Here is a 19,238-nt window from a genome sequence, read left to right on the forward strand (position 1 = left end):
TTCCTATCCTTTGAGTCCGCTGCTGGCGATGCCGCGGAAGAACTGGCGCTGCAGCACCAGGAAGACGAGCACGAGCGGGATCGAGCAGACGAGCGCGCCGGCCATCAGCGTCGGGTAGTCGGTGCCGAATTGGCCTTGCAGCCCGGCCAGCCCGACCGGCAGCGGCCGGTTCTCCCCCGACGGCGAGACGATCAGCGGCCAGAGCAGGTCGTTCCACGAATAGAGGCCGGTCAGCACCGTCAATGCCGCGAGTGTCGGCTTGGCCATCGGGAGCATGACGTACCAGAAGACCTGGAAGGGGTTGGCGCCGTCGAGGCGGGCCGCCTCCTCGAAGTCCTGCGGCATGTTCATGAACGCCTGCCGCATGAGGAAGGTCCCGAACGCCGAGAACATGCCGGGAATCGCGAGGGCGGGGAGGGTGTCCAGCATGCCCAGGTCGCGGATCAGGCCGTACTGGCCGATGAGGAACAGCTGGCTGGGCACCATCAGCATCGCGATGAACAGCCCGAACAGCAGGTTCCTGCCGGGGAACGGCAGCCGCGCGAACGCGTATCCGGCCAGCGCGGCGACCGCGACCTGACCGACCACCCGCAGCAGCAGCGAGCCGGTGGAGACGGCGAACATCGACCAGAACGGCACCGTCGAGAAGAACGTCTCGAAGGAGTGGAGGCTGAACTCCTGCGGCAGGATCGTCGGGGGCACCCTGGCCACCTCGGGCGTCGTCTTGAACACCGTGAGGATCTGCCAGGCGAACGGCACCACCATGATCACCGAAGCCGCGACCAGCGCCAGGTGGATCGGCCACGTGCGGCGCTCACCCATAGAACACCCACGATCTCTGGAGACGGAACTGCAGCGCCGTCGCGATCATGATCACGACCAGCAGGACGATCGCGATCGCGGCGCCGTACCCCTGCTGGAACTGCACGAACGCCTTCTCGTAGAACAGGTAGACGATCGTCTTGGAGTCGGCCAGCGCGGTGTTGTTCACGCTGCGCAGCATGATGAAGATCAGGTCGAACATCTGGAGCGCGGCGATCACGGTCAGGATCGTCACGAAGAAGATGCTCGGGCTCAGTAGCGGCACCGTGATGTGGAAGAACTGCCGCACCCGGCCCGCGCCGTCGAGCGACGACGCCTCGTACACGGCCTTCGGAATCGCCTGGAGCCCGGCGCCCAGGATGATCAGGTTGATGCCCAGGCCCATCCAGATGCCGACGGCGGCGAAGGCGTAGATGGTGAACCGGGGGTCGGCCACCCAGTAGTGCCCGTCGATCCCGAACCACGACAACACGTAGTTGAGCAGCCCGAAGTCACCGTTGTAGATGAACCGCCACACCATGCCGACGGCCACCGGCAGCGTCACGACCGGCAGGAAGAACAGCACCCGGTAGACCGTGCGGCCCCGGCTCACCTGCTCGATCAGCGCCGCCAGCACCACCGCCAGCGGGATGCCGAGCAGCACGAGCACGGTGTAGAGCGCCGAGTTCCCGAACGCCTTCCACACCTCGCCGTCGCCGACCAGCTCGACGTAGTTGTCCAGCCCCGTGTACGTCGCGGGCCCAAAGGCCGGGACGTCCTGGAAGCTCTTGACCAGCGTCGACAGGAACGGCCAGAGATAGAGCGCGACCAGGCCGACGGTCGCGGGCGCGATGAACAGCAGCGCCCACCCCAGGCTCGGCCTGTTCGCGTTCCGCGTGGACGATCTCATTGCTTGGCGAGCACCTCGTCGACGGCGGCCTGGTATTCGGCGGCCGCCGCCTCGACCGGCTTGGCGCCCTCCCAGGCCGGGGCCAGGTACTGCGCCGCCAGGCCCTGCCATTCGGCGGTGTTGCCGGCGACCGGCAGCGGCACGCTGTAGTCGATGGCGTCGATGAAGACCTGGAGCTTGAACTCCGGCATCGAGTCGAGCCACGGCTGCTGGGTGCCCTTGTAGGCGGGGAGCACGGTGCCGGTGGCGGCCTGGATCTCGGCCGCCTTGGTGCCGCCGAGGAAGGCGAGGAACTTCTTCAGCTCCTCGGGGTGCTTGCTGCCGGCGTACCCGGCGTTGCCGATGCCGCTGGTGACGGTGGCCCGCTTGACGCCCTGCGGCAGCGGGGCGACGTCGACCTTGCCCTTGAGGTCGGCGTTGTTGTGGAAGCGCAGCGCCCAGTAGGCGCCGGAGAAGTACATGGCGACCTTCTGGCTCTCGAACATCGACACCGCCTCGGTGTCGGACAGCTGCTTCAGCGTCGGCGAGGATCCGGCCTTCTGCAGGTCGGCCCAGAACTTGAGCCCGGCCACCGCCTCGGGCCCGGCGAAGTCGGAGGCGGTGCCGCCCGGCTTGATGATGCTGCCGCCCGCCTGGAGGATCGTGTTGTAGTAGCCGCCCTGCGCGTCGATCGGCGCGGCGATCCCCCACACGCCCTTGGCCTTGTCGGTCAGCTTCTCGGCGGCGTCCTGCACCTGCTGCCAGCCCCACGTGTCGTCGGGGTACGTCACGCCCGCCGCGTCGAACAGCGCCTTGTTGTACCAGATGCCGTTGGTGTCGAAGTCCTTCGGCAGCGCGAAGATCTTGTTCTCGTACGTGTAGGAGTCGGACACCGCCTTGGGGTAGGCGGTCATGTCGATACCCGACGACTTCACCGTGTCGGACAGGTCGATCAGCGCGCCGCCCTTGGCGTACTCACGGAAGTGGTCGGCGAGCATCCAGAACGCGTCCGGCGCGGTCCCGCCCGCCGCGCCCACCTGGAGGGTCGACCAGTATTCGGGCCAGGGCAGCGTCTGGACCTTGATCGTGATGTTCGGGTTCTCCTTCTGGAACTCGGCCGTGATCTGCTCCATCGCCGGAGCCTGGTCCTCGCTCCAGTTGGCGTACGTGAGGGTGACCTTCTCGGCCGGGGCCGCTGCCTCGCTCGAACCGCTGGAACAGGCGGTGAGCAGGGTCGCCGCCACGGCCAGAGCGGCCGTCCAGGTGTGCTTCATGGTGTCCTCTTCTTCAGGGGGGTTAGGAGACGTGGACGGTGGTGTCGACCCAGTCGACGTGGACGCCGGACTCAGCGGTCTCGCTCGTGAGACGGAGGGTGTGGACGCCGTGGATCGCGAGGTCGAAGGCGACGGCGGGTTTCCCGGCCTCGATCTCGGCGGTGAAGATCTCTCTGTCGTCGGCCAGCACGGTGACCGTGGCGCGGCCGGTGGACTCGTCGTCGACCCCGACGGCGCCGGACAGGCGGGCCGCGTGGCCGCCGAGGTGGAAACGGGCCTCGGAGCCGGGTGCGGTGCCGAGCCCGTGGGCGTACTCCTGGCCGGCGACCCGCAGGGGGCCTCCGTCGCGGGGGTTGCCGCCGCCGTTGGACATGTCGCGCTCGACGGGGCCGTCGGCGTTGACGAACGCGATCATCGGTAGTCGGGACAGCGGATGGTCGCCTGGGGTGAGCGGGCGCACGATCCGGGCGTGGGCGACGACGGGGACTCCGTCGTCGCCGTCGCGTTCGACGGTGACCACACCGAGCTGCCCGGGGCGCAGACCGGCCGATGGGCGAATCGTCCAGGTGGTCCCGGTTTCTGACGTGGCGGTCCAGCCTGGGGGAAGCCGCAGGCGGGCATCCGGGTCGGTGGTGATCTTTGCGGTGTTGTTCGGGCCTGCCTCGGCGACCTGCGGATGTACGCCGGGCGGGGCCTGGTGGGGCCGAGGCTGGGCGCGGAAGATCTCCGTGCCCGCCGGGGCGACGATGGCGGCGAAGCCTCCGTCTCGGGCCACGGTGATCTCGATGGCGTCCGTGGCGGTGGTGGCCGTCTCCTCGAGAGCGTCGCCGACGATCCAGATCTGGGCGTCCGGCCCGGCGCCGAGTGGCGTTAGTGGCACGTGGACGACCTGGGGGTCGCCGGTCGCGATGCCGCCCAGGAACCAGCGGTCTCCGGCACGGCGGGCGATGACGGCGTGGGTGTCGGGGTCGCCCGCGAGCAGGACGGTCTCCTCCCAGACCGGGGCGAGCTCGGCCAGGAAGCGGGCCGCGAGCGGGCGGGCGGTGTAGGCGTCGACGTGGTCGGCGAAGTGGGTGATCCCGCATTCGAAGGCCACCGACAGTCCCAGTTCGTGGCCGTCGCTGGTGGTGCGTCCTTGAGCGCCGAAGGCGACCGGGGTGGCGTCCATCGCGCCGACGATGTTGCGGGTGAAGGGCTGGATGACGTTGTGGGAGGCCGTCAGCGCCTGGTTCTCGAAGAACACGTAGTATTCGGCGCCCTGGATCGCCTCGTAGCCGATGACCTGAGGAAAGGTCCGCGCCCAGCCGCGCGGGATGACCGAGCCGTGGAAGTTGACCATGAGCCCGAGGCGGGCCGATTCGGTGAGGATCGTGTCGTACCAGCGGTAGCGGTCCTTCGACTCCGACTCCATGAAGTCGACCTTGATCCCGGCCACGCCCCACGACCGCCACAGCGCCAGTCTGCGCAGGTCCTCCGGGCTGTTGAGATCGCGCCAGATCGTCCAGAGATGGACCTGGATCCCCCGCAGGCTCGCGTAGGCGACGATCTCCGGAACCCAGGTCTCCTCCCAGCCACAGTCGATGAGCAGGTGCTCCCAGCCCAGGTCGGCGGCGACGTCCACGAAATGCTTCTGCTTGTCGAGCTGGGCGCCGGAATAGAAGTCCGACCACCACGACCAGGCCGCCCGGCCCGGCCGCACCCAGGCCGCCTCCGCCAGCTCGGGCGAGACCGCGGGCGCCAGTTCCTCGACGAACAGGGAGGCGACGAGCTCGGCGAGCGTCCCGACGAGCAGCACCCGCCACGGCGTCACCACACCCCGGGCGACCTCGACGGCGTCGTCGGCGAGCGTGAAGTGCAGCGTGTGGCCCTCGGCCCGCACGTGCGCACCGGCGAAACGGCCGTCGATGCCGGATTCGGTGAGGAGAAGGTGGGTGTCGCCGTCGAGGCGGGTGAGGAAGGGCAGGCCGTAGGCACCGCTCGCCAGATCGGCGGTGTCCACGCCGAAGCGGGGGGTTTCGTACCAGGTCTGGTAGTCGAGGACCCAATTCCGCGACCCGGCGGGCAGGGCGAGCGAGGTGTGATCACCGGTGACGTGGGCGGTGCCGTCGAGGGCGGGCAGCGCGTACCGCACCGCCACACCGTGATCCCCGGCCCGCACGATCGCCTGCCACTCGACGCCGCCTTCGCGGAAGGTGTGAACGGTCTCGTGGTGCTCATAGTCGTGATCACCGGCCGCCTTGCCCGACCGCAACGTGAAACGATCACGGACCACGCGGTCGACGGTGTGCACCGGCTCGGGCTTCAGCCCCAACCGGACCCCGCCGAGGGAGAAACCGAGCTCGATCCCGTCGAGGACCGCGGTTCCGCCCCGCGTCACGGTCAGCCGGACGCCCGAGTCCGTGGGGTGGATCCGGGCGTGCACGTTCGTCGTTTCCTCGCTCAACGCGGTCTCCATCACATGCCATCGGGGTCTGCCGAGCATAAGTCCAGGTCAGCGCTGGTATGGCAGGGGCGTGGGGCCATGTCTGCCGTGGTGGCCGGTCACCTCCCGCCGAGTGCTTCACTAGACAGATAAACGCTGGTGAGGCAAAACTATGGGCCCCGCTGAGCGCGGCTGGAATGGTGGAACCGTTCGAGCACCTGGACATTCCGACTCTTGGCGACGCCCACGAACACCCGCGGGATCACTCTCGGTGCACTTTCCCCCAGATGCCACCTGCCGTTCCGCATGCTCCCCGAACCGAAAGCGCGGTACTGAGCGGTTCTCCGTACCCACCACGGATGTGGCCCGGGCACGCCCCGGGATTGACTGGCCGGAGTCGATCCCGGAGAGAGGACACATGCTGACGATCAGGCTGCTCGGCCGGCCGGTTCTGGAACGCGACGGCGAGCGACTGCGCCCGCCCCGCGGCCGGAAGACCTGGGCGCTGCTCGGCTACCTGCTGCTCGCCGAACGCGCGCCGAACCGCGTCCACCTGGCCAGACTGCTGTTCGACAACGCCGCCGACCCGCTGGCCGCCCTCAGATGGACGCTCGCCGAACTCCGCCGTGCCCTCGGCCTGCCGGGGGTGCTGAGCGGCGATCCGCTGACCATCGCGCTCGGCGCGGAGGTGGAGGTCGACGTCCACACCCTCACCGAGGGACCCACCGACCCGGTGTCACTGCTGCGGGTCGGCGGCGACCTGCTGGAAGGCGCGGAACCGGCGGCCAGCACCGAATTCGACCACTGGCTGCTGATCGAACGCCACCGCATCGCCTCCATCGTCGAAGAACGCCTGCGCCGGACCGCCGCCACCCTCCTGCGCGACGGCCGCGCCCGCGAAGCCGTCGTGTACGCGGGCCGCGCCGTCGCCCGCAATCCGCTGACCCAGGCCAATCAGGAACTCCTGGTACGAGGTCTGGCCACATCCGGCGACCACGCGGCGGCCCTGCGCCAGATCGGCCTGTACGAGCGCACCCACCGGCTGGAACTCGGTGTCGACGCCCAAGCCGACCTGCGCGCGCTGGTCACACCTGCGGCCTCAGGATGATCGGCCTCGTCCAGGAGGCCAGGGCATGGCGGTCGCGCCCATCACGGCGAGCGCGGCCTCGCCCCGGTCACGGTGTGCCCCGCCCATGGCCACTAGGGTGCGCGCCCACTGGTAACGGCATCCCGCGGCCTCCAGCGCGGCGGCAGCCGGAGCCAGTCCGGCGCCGTCACCGGCCAGGGCCTCGGCCCGGGTCACGATGGCCGCGGCGATGGGGTTGTCCCGGGCGGCCACGCGGGCGCGGCGGATGCGGTCAGCGGTGTCGGGGTGCCCGCTGACCACGGCCGCCTCGGCCCAGACCGCCGCGTACCACGGTCGCCACATGCCGCTGTACCAGGTCCGCAGATCCTCCGGAGGCGTGTGGAGGAGGTCGAGCGCCGCTTCGCCCTCGCCTCGGTGCAGCAGCAGAAGCGCGTCGAAGAACTCGCCGAAATGGATCGCCGACAGCGGCCTGCCCGGAGTCGACAGGCCGTCGACGACCTCCAGCCAGGCGTCCCGAGCGTCGTCGTCGCCGCGCAGGCCGTGCACCGTCGCCGCCGCGTAGGGGGCGCGGGTGAGGTTTCCGGCACGTGGACGCCCCGCCTGCTCCCATCCGTCCCGGAACCGCTCGGCCAACGCGACGGTCTCGTCCCAGTCACCGGCCAGAGCCGTGACGACGATCAACCGGGACGTCGCCAGATGGCCTTCCTCACGATGGAACGGCAGCTCACGGATCCGCTCGGACATCACCCTGGCCGTCCGCAGGTCACCGACCGTGACGGCACACTCGGCGGCGATGTAGAGCGAGTCGAAAGCCTCAAGACCGGACACCGCCGTCACCCGCAGCCCGTCGAGGATCTCGGTACGCCGCAGCGCACTGGCCAGCGCCGCACCCAACTCGCCACGGGTCAGCTGGATCGCGGTCAGCCCGTCCAGCGCGGCACTCTCGGCCAGCGGATCTCCCGCCTCGCGCGCCAGTGCGATGGCCCGCTCGGCCGAGGCCGGATCGGTGTCGCCCGACCAGGACTCGGCGATCAGCAGCCGGCACTCGGCGACCACACTGCCATCGGACAGCGCCAGCCCGCGAGCGAGCAGCTCGTCCGCCAAACCCTCCGGAGGCGCCGTCGCCATCAACCCCAGCGCACGGCGGCACAACTCGGCGGCCTGGGCCAGGTCGGCGGCGGCGCCCGCCCGGTCGCCCGCCAGGACGGCCGCGTCGGCCGCGGCCACGTGCAGCCGGAGCGCGTCGTCGCCGAAGTGCCGGGACAGGGCCGCACCCGCAGCGAAGCGCAAAGCGGCCACGGCCTCGCCCGCGTCGGCCGCCAGATCCGCGGCCTGCTCGTACCGCGCCTGCGCCTCGCCGGGCAACCCACGCGCGAAGGCCATCTCGGCCAGCCTGATCGCCAGCAGGTACGCCTGCGGGCGATGCGACCCACTGCCCGCTGCCCAGCGCAGGGCGGCGCGGAGCTCGTCCGCCACGTCATCGAACCGGCGGCGCCACACCGGGTCGTCACCGGTGGGCAGCCCGGCGGCGACGGCGGTGTCCAGGCACCACGCCAGGTGACGGGGGTGAGCCTCGTCCTCGCCGGTCAGGCGGGCGGCGCCGTACTGCCGGATGGTCTCCAGTGCCCGATAGCGGGTTCCGGACTCGTCCACGACCGCGACCAGAAGGCTCTGATCGGCGAGCCGGGCCAGCGCGGCCGGGGCAGTCCCGCCGCACACCGCCTGCGCCGCCGCCGCGGTGAAAGGCGCCGCGAACACGGAGAGCCTGCGCAGCACCGCCTGATCGGCGGCGTCCAGCAGGGCGTAACTCCAGTCCAGCGCCGACCGCATCGAACGGTGCCGGTCGTCCGCACGCGGGCCACCGGCCAGGAGGTTCATCTGGTCGGCCAAGCCGGCCTCGATGCCGTCCAGGCCGAGCGACGGCACCCGGGCGGCGGTGAGCTCGATGGCCAGCGCCATACCGTCGAGCGCACGGCAGATCTCGGCGACTTTCCCTGCGTCGTCCCCCAACCGGCTCCCGGCCGCGGCCGCGCGGGCCACGAACAGCTCCACGGCGTCACCCGCCTCGATCGACAGGCCGGGTACCGGGACCACCTGCTCGAACGGCACCAGCAGCCGGGCCCGGCTCGTCAGCAGCATCGACAACCGGGGACAGCCGGTGAGCAGCCGCTCGACCAGAACCGGCATCCCGTCGAGCAGGTGCTCACAGTTGTCGAGCACCACCAGCGCCTGCCGGGACCCCAGCCAGCCCAGGACGGTGTCCTCACTCGACCGGCCCTGCCGCTCCCCCAGACCGAGGGCCGCCGCGATCGCCGGCGCGACCATCGACGGGTCCGTCACGGGGACGAGATCGACATACCAGGCACCGTCGGCATATCGGTCGGCGACATCGAGGATGACGTTCAGCGCCAGACGCGTCTTGCCGACCCCGCCCGGTCCCACTGCGGTCACCAGCCGGTGGGCGCCGAGTGCGTCGGCCAGGACGGCCCGTTCGGTCTCCCGGCCGATGAACGAGGTCAGCGCCGTGGGCAGCTTCGGGGCTCCCGTACCTGCGGGTCTCCCCGCGGCCGCCAACGCCCTGCGATCTTCGACCTGGAGCTTGCGGAGCAGGGAGGAGACGTGGCTCTCCACGGTGCGGACCGAGATGAACAGGCGTGCGGCGATCTCGGCGTTCGTCAGGCGCTCCCCCAGCGCGGCCAGAACCTCCGCCTCACGTGGCGATATGACGGCCGTGGAGGCCGCCGACCCGGCACCCGTCATCAGACTCCCCGCATGCCCGAACCGCTGTGCCCTTATGGAGTTCCCTACCGGTGCGTAGCGTACCGGGCACAGAACCGGCCGAACACCGACTTACGCGCTGCGGCAGGAGAGTGAGTTCGGTCCTTCCCCGCGGCTCGGAGATCGCCAAGGTCGAGGCTGCCCCGACCGCTCTCGGCACGGAGACTCAGAGCTCGGACAGGCGGTCACGCCGATCGATCGTTGAGGGTTGTGATGTCGGCGCGAAATTTTCGCACCAACCCGACGCCTTTACAAAGTAGATTTATAAGCAAGCAGTGCGCGTTCGGCTGCGAACCTCTTGCTGAATACGGTGCGCGGCAACGGCGATGGGCTTTGCCCGCGCTCTTTTCAAGCTCGAACGCCGCCCTCCCCCGCTACACGAACCACGCCCCCACTGAGGGCGGACCCCTACTCGGACAACTCGCGCAGAACGGCCGAGGCGAGGGCCGCGTCGAGCGCGCCGACTCCCGTCAGGTCGGCGACCGTGATCGCGTCGGCCGGACGCTCGACGGGCGTTTCGAGCAGGAGGCCAACAGGTGTGTCACCGGTCTCGGTGGTGGCGCCCGCGCGGACCGCGTGACCGAAGTCGCCGTGGTCGAGGCACTGCCGGTGGTCGTCGGTGGCGATCAGAGCCGCTCGGGCGAAGAGGGCGGGCGGCAGTTCGTTCTTGTGCGGCATGTCGGTGCCGATGCCCGTGACATGCGCCCCCGCGCGGACATCATCGGCCCGCAGAACCGGAGCCGTCGCCGGCGTGGCGGTGACGATCATGTCGGCTCCGGCCGCCTCGTCGGCCGACGCGGGCCGGGCGTACAAGCCGAGGGCATGGAACGCCTCGCACAACGATCTCGTCCTGTCCCGACTACGGCCGTGGACGAGCACCGTGTCGATCGGGCGCAGTCTGGCCAGCCATTCGACCTGAAGACGAGCCTGTTCCCCGGTGCCGAACACGGCCAGGGTGACGGCATCGGACCGGGCCATGGCGTGGGTCACCAAGGCGCCCACAGCGGCGGTACGCCAGGCGGTGAGGAGTCCCCGGTCGTCGAGGATCGCGCGAATCTCCCCGGTTCGGGCGCTGACGACGCACACCAGGCCTTGGTTGGTGGACAGACCGACGGCAGGGTTGCGGTAGAAGCCGGTGGCGATCTTGACGGTGAAGTCGGGCGTCCCGGTCACCCAGCCCGCCTTGACGTGACAGTCGCCGTCGGCGTCGGGAAACAGCAGGTGGAGCGGTGGCGGCACGGTGGTGCGGCCATGGGCATGCGCGATCATCGCATCGCGAACGGCACCGAAAACCAGCTCCTGAGTGGCGACCCGCTCGATCTCGGCGGCATCGAAGATAGAAGGACTCAACGGCTCGTTCGCAGCCACTGGGCGAAGGCGGCCAGGCCCTCCTCGGGCTTCGCCCGGCCGACCCCGATACGGAACCGGTCGGCCGGGGTGGGGGTGAGCTCGGAACGGTAGATGCCGGCCGGCAGCAACAGGACGCCGGACTCCTCGACCAGGCGGGTGCAGAACTCGTCCACTCCCTCTGGGCCGAGATAACGGGGGTAGGCCACACAGCCGCCATCAGGACCCCGCCACTCGAAGAGCTCGGGGAACTCGGCGAAGAAGGCGTCGAAGAGCGGCAGGTTGCGGGCGATGAGGGCGCGGTTGCGGTCGAGGATCGTGGTGCGGGCCTTGAGGGCGATGCGGGCCAGGACCTCGCTGGGCGCGGAGTTGCAGATCGTGGTGTAGTGCTTGGCCCTCTCCAGCCGGGACAGCACTTCCCGATCGCGGCAGGCGATCCAGCCGATGCGCAGGCCGGGCAGTCCGAGCGATTTGGAGGTGACGTTCAGCGACAGGGCGCGGTCCGACAGGTCGGCGGCCTGCGGGAGGGTGCGGGCGGGGTCCTGTTCCAGGCCGCGGTAGACCTCGTCGCTGAACAGGTGGATGCCGCGCTCGTCGCACAGCCGCGCCAGCTCGGTGAAGTCGGCCACGCCGATGACCTTGCCGGTCGGGTTGTTCGGGAAGTTCACCGACACGACCCGGGTGTTCGGGCGGATCGCCGCCTTGACCGCGTCGAGGTCGAGGGCCCAGTCGCGGTCGGGGTCGAGGGCGACGCCGGTGACCTCGCACAGGGCGAGCGGGACCGTCTCGGCCGCCTGGTAGTTCGGGGTCACCACCACCGCGTGGTCACCCTCGTTGAGCAGCACGTTCATCGCCAGGTAGAGGCCCTCTTCCGCACCGGCGAAGCAGATGACGTCGGCTGCGTCGACCTTCTCGTACATGCCCGCGATCGCCTCGCGCAGGGCCGGGTCGCCGTAGGTCTCGGTGTAGCCGAGCGACAGGTTCTCGTAGGCGGCACGGTCGTGGTCGTCGGCGAGGGCGAGCAGGTCGCGGAGGGTCATGGTCTGCGCGTCGGAGGCGGTCAGGTGGTGGCAGGCGGTGAACTCCCACCGGGAGAAGTACGTTTCCAGGCGGAAGTCGGGCAGGCGGGTCATGGTGTACCTCGGAGTTCGGCCAGCAGGCCGTAGAGGGTGGATCGGGAGACGCGCAGCGCACTAGCGACCACGGGGGTGGCGCGGCGCACGGTGAAGATCTTGGCCTCGTCCAGGCGGGAGAGGACGGTCAGCCGGTCGGCGCGGGTCAGCCGCTCGACGGGGCGGCCGCATTCGCGGACGTAGGTGCCGACGATGTGCTGGACGCGCTCGTTCCAGTCGTGCTCGAACAGCGGCTCCGGCCTGGACGTCGTGGGCGCGCCGAACGCGGACAGCACGGCCGCGGCCTGCTCCAGCGGGGTGCGGTCGAGGTTGACGCACAGCACCGCGGCGGCCTTCCCGTCGGGCTCCCGCAGGATCGCGCTGACCGACGACAACCGGCGGCCGTCGGCGAGCAGCTTTCCGTAGGGCCCGAACACGTCGCGCGCGGACGGGTCGAGCGTGTCCAGCTCGCCCAGTAACGACGGGTCCCCCGGGCCACGGGAGCCCATCGGGTTCCAGATCGCCAGGATCCGGTCGGTGTCCGGGTCGTGCAGCACCACCTCGGCATAAGGGCCGAGCAGCAACGCGACGGCCTGGCACACGGGCGCCCACATCCGGACTCGGCCATCCTCCATGCCTGGACTATAAGTCCGTATTGGACGAACAGTCCAGCACGGGATAATGGATCTCCCATCGACGAACCGACAGCAGGTGCCCGTCCGTGCTGATCACCCGCCTGACCGCCCGGGAACTCCCCGACTCCTGGTGTGCCGACCTGCCCGCCGTGCGGCATCTCGCCGACCACGGGCTGCCGCTGACCGTCCCCGTGACGTTCCTCGTCGGCGAGAACGGAACCGGGAAGTCCACGATCATGGAGGCGATCGCCGACGTCAGCGGGATCAACTCCGAAGGAGGCAAGGCAGGCACGAAATACGCCAGCACCGGCCCGGCCACCCCTCTCGGTGAGGTCCTCGACGCCGATCTCACCGTCGCCGGAGGACGCCTGCTCCACGGTCCCCGCCTGAAACGGCGCGCGTTCTTCTTCCGCGCCGAAACGCTCTTCAACCTCGCGCGGGGCGTCCTCACCAAGGAGGGCAAGGGCTTCTGGGCGGACAACCTCACCACGCAGTCCCACGGCGAGGGCTTCTTCACCGTCCTCGACTACATGGTCAACGGACCGGGCCTCTACCTCCTGGACGAACCGGAGGCCGCCCTCTCGTTCACCTCCTGCCTGCGGCTCGCGGCCCTGATGCACCGGGTCGCGGGCGAGGGCGGCCAGATCATCTGCGCCACCCACTCCCCCATCCTCACGAGCCTGCCCGGCGCCCAGATCATCGAACTGGGCGACCACGGCGCCAGGGTCGCCGAGTGGGCGGAACTCCCCCTGGTCGACGACTGGCGCCGCTTCCTCGCCCGCCCGGACCTGTACATGCGCCACATCGTCGATCAGGACGTCTGAGGGTGGTGCTGTTCGGGATCGTCGCGGTGGGTGCGTCGGTTCAGCGGCTCGCCGGGGTCGGGTTCGCGCTGGTCGCGGTGCCCGCGCTGGTGCTGCTGCTCGGCGCGGGTGAGGGTGTGCGGCTGGCCAACTGCGGCGCGCTGGCGATCAGCGCCGCCGGACTCCTGACCACCTGGCGATCGGTGCGGCCGGCCGCGATGGTCCCGTTGGTGGTCGCGGCGGCGGCGACCGTACCGGCGGGGGCCTGGGTGGCGCGGACCCTGCCCGAACCCGCGCTGCTCGTCGCGACCGGAGCGCTGGTCAGCGGCGCCGCGCTGCTGGTGATGAGCGGGGTCCGGGTGCGGTCATTGCGCGGGCGCCGGGGCGCACTCGCGGCCGGTGCCGCGAGCGGATTCCTCAACGCCTCTGCCGGTGTCGGCGGGCCCGCCGTTTCCCTGTACGCGGTCAACGCCGGGTGGACGGTCCGCGAGTTCGTCCCCAACGCCCAGTTCTACGGCGTGGTCGTGAACGTCCTGTCCATCGCCGCCAAGGGACTCCCCCAGCTCAGCGCCCCGACCTGGGCGCTGGCCGGGGTCGGTGTCGCGGCCGGGCTGGCCGTCGGGTCGGTGCTCGCCTCCCGCGTACCGGAAGGACCGGCGAGGCGGATCGTGCTGGCGCTCGCACTGGCGGGCGGGCTCACGACGCTGGCGAAGGGGCTGTGGAGCTGACCGTGGGCGAGCGCGTCCCGTTGGGGGCGGGGCGTCTCATCCGGGAGAATGAAAGCGATGCCGAACAAAACGATCTACGTCTCCGACGACGACCTGCCGATCTTCCAGCGTGCCCAGGAACTGGCGGGTGGCAAGCTGTCGGCCGCGATCAGCATCGCGCTGCGCCGCTATGTCGAGATGGCCGACGACCGGGAAGAGGGCTACGACGAGGTCGTCCTGAAGGTCGGGCAGGGCACGGCGGTCCGTAAGCAGCGCTTCTCCGGCATCCTGCTCGGCGAGTGGGGGCGCACGACCGGCCGGCGCGACGAGAAGTTCCGGGTCTACCGCTCCCGTAAGGGCAAGTTCGTGCTCCACGTCGAGCGCTCCCCCGAATGGACCGACAGCCTGACCCGGGGCGCCGACAACTGGGTGTCGGGGCTGTTCTCCCGTGAGGCGCTGCGCACCTATCTCGGGCTGGCCGACTCCGACTGGGGGTTCGTCCAGGGCGAGGCCACCCTTGAGGTCTTCGACACCTTCGACCAACTCGGCGGCCGGATCCCCGAGGAGTTCCGCACCCTGCTCACCGAGCTCGACCGCGATCCCCCCGTCGAGGATCTCGACATCTGACCGCGTGGGTTCGCCGTAAAGAACGTCTTCACTCGCATATAAAAGCCATCAAGAACTCATAAACAGCTCAAAACTACCGTTTTCCTGTACGTACATCCGCTTAGGAAATCGGCAATAGGAGCTGTGAGCAAGAGATGGGTGACCTCATCTTCGTCGCCCTGACGATCGCGATCTTCGTGATCTTCGGGTTCGTGGTCAAGGCGGTGGAGCGCCTGTGAGCGCGATCAACGCCGCCGGACTGGTCGTCGCCATCGGCCTGGTGATCTTCATGGTCGCCGCCCTGCTGTTCCCGGAGCGGTTCTGACATGGGCTGGCTCTTCATATTGTCGCTGATCGTGGCCCTGGCCCTGGTCTACAAGCCCCTCGGCGACCACATGCACCGCGTCTACACCGGCAGCAGGCACAACGCCGTCGAGCGCGGCGTCTACCGGCTCCTCGGGGTGCGGCCCGACGCCGAGCAGCGCTGGGGTGTCTACGCCCGCAGCCTGCTGGCCTTTTCGATCGTCTCCATTTTCTTCGTGTACGCCCTCCAGCGCGTCCAGGACAAACTCCTGCTCTCCCTGGGTTTTCCCGCGGTGCCCGACCACATCGCGTGGAACACCGCCATCAGTTTCGTGACCAACACGAACTGGCAGGCCTATTCCGGCGAGAACACCATGGGCCATCTCACCCAGATGGCCGCGCTCGCCGTGCAGAACTTCGTCTCGGCGGCCGTCGGCATGGCGGTGGCCATCGCGCTGGTGCGCGGGTTCGCGCGGCGGAACAGCGAGACGATCGGCAACTTCTGGGTCGACCTGGTGCGTGGCACGCTGCGCATCCTGCTGCCGATCGCGTTCGTGGGCGCGCTCGTGCTGGTGGCGGGCGGGGTGGTGCAGAACTTCGTCGGGCCCCACGAGATCACCACGCTCACCGGCAACGTGCAGAACGTGACCGGCGGGCCGGTGGCGAGCCAGGAGGTCATCAAGGAGCTCGGCACCAACGGCGGCGGCTTCTACAACACCAACTCCGCGCACCCGTACGAGAACCCGACCGCCTGGACCAACTGGTTCGAGATCTTCCTCATCCTGCTCATCCCGATCGCCCTCACCCGGACCTTCGGCAGGATGGTCGGCCAGCTCCGCCAGGGCTACGCGATCCTCGCCGTGATGGGCGTGATTGCGATCGCGAGCATCGTGCTCACCAACGTGTTCGAGCTGGCCGGGGACGCGACCGTCCCGCAGGCCGTGGGCGCGGCGATGGAGGGCAAGGACGTCAGGTTCGGCGTCGCCAACTCGGCCACGTTCGCGGCGGCGACCACGCTGACCTCGACCGGCGCGGTCAACTCCTTCCACGATTCGTACACGCCGTTCGGCGGCATGATGACGCTGTTCAACATGATGCTCGGCGAGGTCGCGCCCGGCGGCGTCGGCGCGGGCCTCTACGGCATGCTGGTGCTGGCCGTCATCACGGTGTTCGTCGCGGGCCTGATGGTCGGGCGCACACCCGAATACCTGGGCAAGAAGATCGGGTCCCGCGAGATCAAGCTCGCGTCGCTGTACTTCCTGGTCACGCCCGTGCTGGTGCTGGTCGGCACCGCGGTGGCGATGGGCAACGAGGCGGGCCTGGCCGCGATGCTCAACAGCGGTCCGCACGGATTCTCCGAGATCCTCTACGCCTTCACCAGCGCCTCCAACAACAACGGCTCCGCGTTCGGCGGCGTCACGGTCAACACGCCCTGGTACGACGTCGCGCTCGGCCTGTGCATGGTGCTGGGCCGGTTCCTGCCGATCATCTTCGTGCTCGCCCTGGCCGGTTCGCTGGCGAAACAGACGCCGGTGCCGGAGTCGGCCGGGACGCTGCCCACCCACCGGCCGCAGTTCGTCGGCCTGGTCGTGGGCGTGACGATCGTCCTGGTCGCCCTGACCTTCCTCCCGGCGCTGGCGCTGGGTCCCATCGCAGAAGGACTGTTCTGATGGCCGCGTTCGAACCCCGGCAGCTGATCGCATCGCTGCCCGACGCCGTCAAGAAGCTCAACCCGGCCACGCTGTGGCGTAACCCGGTCATGCTCATCGTCGAGATCGGCGCGGCGTTCACCACGGTCCTGGCCGTGCTGGAGCCGAACCTCTTCTCGTGGGCGATCGTGGTCTGGCTGTGGCTGACCGTGCTGTTCGCCAACCTCGCCGAGGCCGTCGCCGAAGGGCGCGGCAAGGCGCAGGCGGCGACGCTGCGCGCCACCAAGCGCGACACGACGGCGGTGAAGGTCTCCGGCGAGAGGGTCGGCGCCTCCGAACTGCGGCAGGGCGACGAGGTCGTGGTCGTCGCCGGGGAGACCATCCCCGGTGACGGCGACGTCATCGAGGGCATCGCCTCGGTCGACGAGTCGGCCATCACCGGTGAGTCGGCGCCGGTCATCCGCGAGTCGGGCGGCGACCGCTCGGCCGTCACCGGCGGCACGAAGGTGCTGTCGGACCGGATCGTCGTCAGGATCACCCAGAAGCCGGGCGAGAGCTTCATCGACCGGATGATCGCCCTGGTCGAGGGCGCCAACCGGCAGAAGACCCCCAACGAGATCGCCCTCAACATCCTGCTGTCCGCCCTGACGATCATCTTCCTGGTCGCCACGGTCACCATGCAGCCGATGGCCGTCTACGCCAAGGGCGTCAACCCCGGCATCCCCGACTCGCTGGCGCTGACCGGCGACGGGGTCAGCGGCATCGTGCTCGTCTCGCTGCTCGTGTGCCTCATCCCGACCACGATCGGCGCGCTGCTGTCGGCCATCGGCATCGCCGGCATGGACCGTCTGGTGCAGCGCAACGTCCTGGCGATGTCCGGCCGCGCCGTCGAGGCCGCCGGGGACGTCTCGACGCTGCTGCTCGACAAGACCGGCACCATCACGCTCGGCAACCGCCAGGCTTCCGAGTTCGTCCCGGTCGCGGGGGTGAGCGAGTCGGACCTGGCCGAGGCCGCCCAGCTCTCCTCCCTCGCCGACGAGACGCCCGAGGGCCGCTCGATCGTGGTCTTCGCCAAAGAGCGCTACGGCCTGCGCGAACGCGAGATGCGCGACGCCGAGTGGGTGCCGTTCACCGCGCAGACCCGTATGTCGGGGGTCGACTTCCACGGTCGCGAGATCCGCAAGGGCGCCGCGACGGCGGTCATGAAGTGGGTGCGCGACAACGGCGGCCGCCCGACCGACCAGGTCGGCGCCATCGTGGACGCCATCTCCGGCAGCGGCGGCACCCCGCTCGTCGTGGCCGAGAAGGATCAGGTCCTCGGGGTCGTCCACCTCAAGGACGTCGTGAAGTCGGGCATGCGCGAACGCTTCGACGAGATGCGCCGCATGGGCATCCGCACCGTGATGATCACCGGCGACAACCCGCTCACCGCCAAGGCCATCGCCGACGAGGCGGGCGTCGACGACTTCCTCGCGGAGGCCACGCCGGAGGACAAGCTGGCGCTGATCAAGCGTGAGCAGGAGGGCGGCCGCCTGGTCGCCATGACCGGCGACGGCACCAACGACGCCCCCGCCCTCGCGCAGTCGGACGTCGGCGTGGCCATGAACACCGGCACGAGCGCCGCCAAAGAGGCCGGGAACATGGTCGACCTCGACTCCAACCCGACCAAGCTCATCGAGATCGTCGAGATCGGCAAGCAGCTCCTCATCACCAGAGGCGCCCTGACGACGTTCTCGATCGCCAACGACATCGCCAAGTACTTCGCGATCATCCCGGCGATGTTCGCGGCGGTCTACCCGGGCCTCGACACGCTCAACATCATGCGTCTCGACTCGCCGCAGTCGGCGATCCTGTCGGCGGTGATCTTCAACGCGGTCGTCATCGTCGCCCTGATCCCGCTGGCATTGCGCGGCGTGAAGTACCGCCCGTCGAGCGCCTCGAAGCTCCTGAGCCGGAACCTGCTGGTCTACGGCCTGGGCGGCATCGTGGCCCCCTTCGTCGGCATCAAACTGATCGACCTTCTGATCATGGGAATCGTGTGATGAACCGTCTACCGAGCTGGATCAAGCAGCATCTGGCGGCGCTACGCGCCGTGGTCGTGCTCACCGTGATCCTCGGCGCGATCTATCCCCTGGCGACCATGGGAGTGGCCCAGGCCCTTTTCAACGGCAACGCCAACGGCGACCCCGCCCTCATCGGCCAGAGCTTCACCGACGCCGACGGCGACCCGGTCGCGAAGTACTTCCAGTCCCGCCCGTCAGCGGGCGGCTACGACATGCTCGCCACGGCGGCCAGCAACCTCGGGCCGGAGGACGTCATCGACACCCCCGACCGAGCGAGCCTGCTCACCCAGGTGTGCACGCGCTCCAAGGACATCGGCGCGCTGGAGGGCGTCAGCGGAGCCCGTCCCTACTGCACCCCCGACGGCGTCGGCGCCGTCCTGAAGGTCTTCACGGACCGGGCGGTCAGCGTCAACCAGGCCTGCCCCGCGCAGCCGTTCGTCACGACCTACGAAGGCGTGCCGGTCGAGTGCGGCAGGCCCGGGGAGGACTACGCGGCCGGGCGGACCGTCCCGATCAGGGGCGATGCGACGGCGGTCGTCCCGCCGGACGCCGTGACGGCGAGCGCCTCGGCGCTCGACCCGCACATCTCGGTGGCCTACGCCGAACTCCAAGCGCCTCGTGTGGCCAAGGAGCGTGGTCTCCCCGTCGACCGGGTGAACACGCTCATCGCGCGGTACACCACCGGCCGTCCGCTCGGCTTCATGGGCGAACCGGCAGTGAACGTGCTGGAGCTCAACCTGGCCCTCGACAAGGGGTGACGAC

General features: G+C 69.7%; 16 protein-coding genes. 8 read left to right on the forward strand and 8 right to left on the reverse strand.

What is annotated here, in order from left to right; genetic code table 11:
• Nucleotides 1-3: 3 nt before the first annotated feature.
• Genes ACYQ78_RS09470 through ACYQ78_RS09485 form a run of 4 tightly spaced genes read right to left on the reverse strand, consistent with a single transcriptional unit; the run spans nt 4 to nt 5,407 of the window.
• Nucleotides 4-822, reverse strand: a complete 819-nt coding sequence (locus tag ACYQ78_RS09470; protein WP_459800366.1) for a carbohydrate ABC transporter permease — start codon at nt 820-822, stop codon at nt 4-6.
• Nucleotides 815-1,711 (reverse strand): carbohydrate ABC transporter permease, encoded by an 897-nt coding sequence (locus ACYQ78_RS09475; protein WP_459800367.1) that lies wholly within the window; start codon nt 1,709-1,711, stop codon nt 815-817. Before ACYQ78_RS09475 ends, ACYQ78_RS09470 begins: the two co-directional genes overlap by 8 nt.
• The gene (locus ACYQ78_RS09480) at nt 1,708-2,964 is read right to left on the reverse strand and encodes an ABC transporter substrate-binding protein (protein WP_459800368.1); all 1,257 of its coding nucleotides are present in this window, start codon (nt 2,962-2,964) and stop codon (nt 1,708-1,710) included. Before ACYQ78_RS09480 ends, ACYQ78_RS09475 begins: the two co-directional genes overlap by 4 nt.
• A 22-nt stretch (nt 2,965-2,986) precedes the next feature.
• On the reverse strand, nt 2,987-5,407 hold the full coding sequence (locus tag ACYQ78_RS09485) for a glycoside hydrolase family 97 catalytic domain-containing protein (RefSeq protein WP_459800369.1): 2,421 nt from the start codon (nt 5,405-5,407) through the stop codon (nt 2,987-2,989).
• 397 nt (nt 5,408-5,804) lie between these two features.
• Between ACYQ78_RS09485 and ACYQ78_RS09490 the strand changes: the two genes are divergently transcribed.
• Complete coding sequence (locus ACYQ78_RS09490; protein WP_459800370.1) at nt 5,805-6,494, forward strand: AfsR/SARP family transcriptional regulator; 690 nt, start codon at nt 5,805-5,807, stop codon at nt 6,492-6,494.
• On the opposite strand, the gene ACYQ78_RS09495 is transcribed toward ACYQ78_RS09490, so the two are convergent.
• The 4 genes from ACYQ78_RS09495 to ACYQ78_RS09510 form a co-directional block, all read right to left on the reverse strand.
• Nucleotides 6,486-9,233, reverse strand: coding sequence for an ATP-binding protein (locus ACYQ78_RS09495; protein WP_459800371.1), 2,748 nt, complete (start codon nt 9,231-9,233; stop codon nt 6,486-6,488). The genes ACYQ78_RS09490 and ACYQ78_RS09495 overlap by 9 nt on opposite strands.
• A gap of 426 nt (nt 9,234-9,659) precedes the next feature.
• Nucleotides 9,660-10,601, reverse strand: a complete 942-nt coding sequence (locus tag ACYQ78_RS09500; protein WP_459800372.1) for an ornithine cyclodeaminase family protein — start codon at nt 10,599-10,601, stop codon at nt 9,660-9,662.
• Entirely contained in the window at nt 10,598-11,731 is a 1,134-nt protein-coding gene (locus ACYQ78_RS09505) for an aminotransferase class I/II-fold pyridoxal phosphate-dependent enzyme (RefSeq protein WP_459800373.1), read from the reverse strand. The genes ACYQ78_RS09500 and ACYQ78_RS09505 overlap by 4 nt, the downstream gene beginning before the upstream one ends.
• A complete protein-coding gene (locus ACYQ78_RS09510; protein WP_459800374.1) occupies nt 11,728-12,345 on the reverse strand; it encodes a helix-turn-helix transcriptional regulator in 618 nt (205 codons plus the stop codon). The genes ACYQ78_RS09505 and ACYQ78_RS09510 overlap by 4 nt, the downstream gene beginning before the upstream one ends.
• 86 nt (nt 12,346-12,431) lie before the next feature.
• Here ACYQ78_RS09510 and ACYQ78_RS09515 point away from each other — a divergent pair, with 86 nt between their 5' ends.
• The 7 genes from ACYQ78_RS09515 (at nt 12,432) to ACYQ78_RS09545 (ending at nt 19,234) form a co-directional block, all read left to right on the forward strand.
• A complete protein-coding gene (locus ACYQ78_RS09515) occupies nt 12,432-13,169 on the forward strand; it encodes an AAA family ATPase (RefSeq protein WP_459800375.1) in 738 nt (245 codons plus the stop codon).
• Between the two features lie 2 nt (nt 13,170-13,171).
• The gene (locus tag ACYQ78_RS09520; RefSeq protein WP_459800376.1) at nt 13,172-13,876 is read left to right on the forward strand and encodes a TSUP family transporter; all 705 of its coding nucleotides are present in this window, start codon (nt 13,172-13,174) and stop codon (nt 13,874-13,876) included.
• A gap of 57 nt (nt 13,877-13,933) precedes the next feature.
• Nucleotides 13,934-14,482 (forward strand): EXLDI protein, encoded by a 549-nt coding sequence (locus ACYQ78_RS09525; protein ID WP_459800377.1) that lies wholly within the window; start codon nt 13,934-13,936, stop codon nt 14,480-14,482.
• Nucleotides 14,483-14,696: 214 nt separating this feature from the next.
• A complete protein-coding gene (gene kdpF, locus ACYQ78_RS09530) occupies nt 14,697-14,786 on the forward strand; it encodes a K(+)-transporting ATPase subunit F (RefSeq protein WP_034385538.1) in 90 nt (29 codons plus the stop codon).
• Nucleotide 14,787: 1 nt separating this feature from the next.
• A complete protein-coding gene (gene kdpA / locus ACYQ78_RS09535) occupies nt 14,788-16,434 on the forward strand; it encodes a potassium-transporting ATPase subunit KdpA (RefSeq protein WP_459800378.1) in 1,647 nt (548 codons plus the stop codon).
• Nucleotides 16,434-18,455 (forward strand): potassium-transporting ATPase subunit KdpB, encoded by a 2,022-nt coding sequence (gene kdpB, locus ACYQ78_RS09540; protein WP_459800379.1) that lies wholly within the window; start codon nt 16,434-16,436, stop codon nt 18,453-18,455. Before kdpA ends, kdpB begins: the two co-directional genes overlap by 1 nt.
• Nucleotides 18,455-19,234 carry a potassium-transporting ATPase subunit C gene (locus ACYQ78_RS09545; RefSeq protein ID WP_459800380.1) on the forward strand — a complete coding sequence of 260 codons (780 nt, stop codon included), beginning with the start codon at nt 18,455-18,457 and terminating at the stop codon, nt 19,232-19,234. The genes kdpB and ACYQ78_RS09545 overlap by 1 nt, the downstream gene beginning before the upstream one ends.
• The last annotated feature ends 4 nt before the right edge of the window (nt 19,235-19,238 follow it).

Source organism: Herbidospora sp. RD11066 (assembly GCF_054661255.1).

Excerpts from the sequence above, each read along its gene's own strand:
- ACYQ78_RS09490 (WP_459800370.1), top strand. The coding sequence starts at position 5,805 with ATGCTGACGATCAGGCTGCTCGGCCGGCCGGTTCTGGAACGCGACGGC.
- kdpA (WP_459800378.1), top strand. The coding sequence starts at position 14,788 with ATGGGCTGGCTCTTCATATTGTCGCTGATCGTGGCCCTGGCCCTGGTC.
- ACYQ78_RS09475 (WP_459800367.1), bottom strand. The coding sequence starts at position 1,711 with ATGAGATCGTCCACGCGGAACGCGAACAGGCCGAGCCTGGGGTGGGCG.
- ACYQ78_RS09470 (WP_459800366.1), bottom strand. The coding sequence starts at position 822 with ATGGGTGAGCGCCGCACGTGGCCGATCCACCTGGCGCTGGTCGCGGCT.
- ACYQ78_RS09510 (WP_459800374.1), bottom strand. The coding sequence starts at position 12,345 with ATGGAGGATGGCCGAGTCCGGATGTGGGCGCCCGTGTGCCAGGCCGTC.
- ACYQ78_RS09525 (WP_459800377.1), top strand. The coding sequence starts at position 13,934 with ATGCCGAACAAAACGATCTACGTCTCCGACGACGACCTGCCGATCTTC.
- ACYQ78_RS09495 (WP_459800371.1), bottom strand. The coding sequence starts at position 9,233 with ATGACGGGTGCCGGGTCGGCGGCCTCCACGGCCGTCATATCGCCACGT.
- ACYQ78_RS09505 (WP_459800373.1), bottom strand. The coding sequence starts at position 11,731 with ATGACCCGCCTGCCCGACTTCCGCCTGGAAACGTACTTCTCCCGGTGG.
- kdpB (WP_459800379.1), top strand. The coding sequence starts at position 16,434 with ATGGCCGCGTTCGAACCCCGGCAGCTGATCGCATCGCTGCCCGACGCC.
- ACYQ78_RS09480 (WP_459800368.1), bottom strand. The coding sequence starts at position 2,964 with ATGAAGCACACCTGGACGGCCGCTCTGGCCGTGGCGGCGACCCTGCTC.
- ACYQ78_RS09545 (WP_459800380.1), top strand. The coding sequence starts at position 18,455 with ATGAACCGTCTACCGAGCTGGATCAAGCAGCATCTGGCGGCGCTACGC.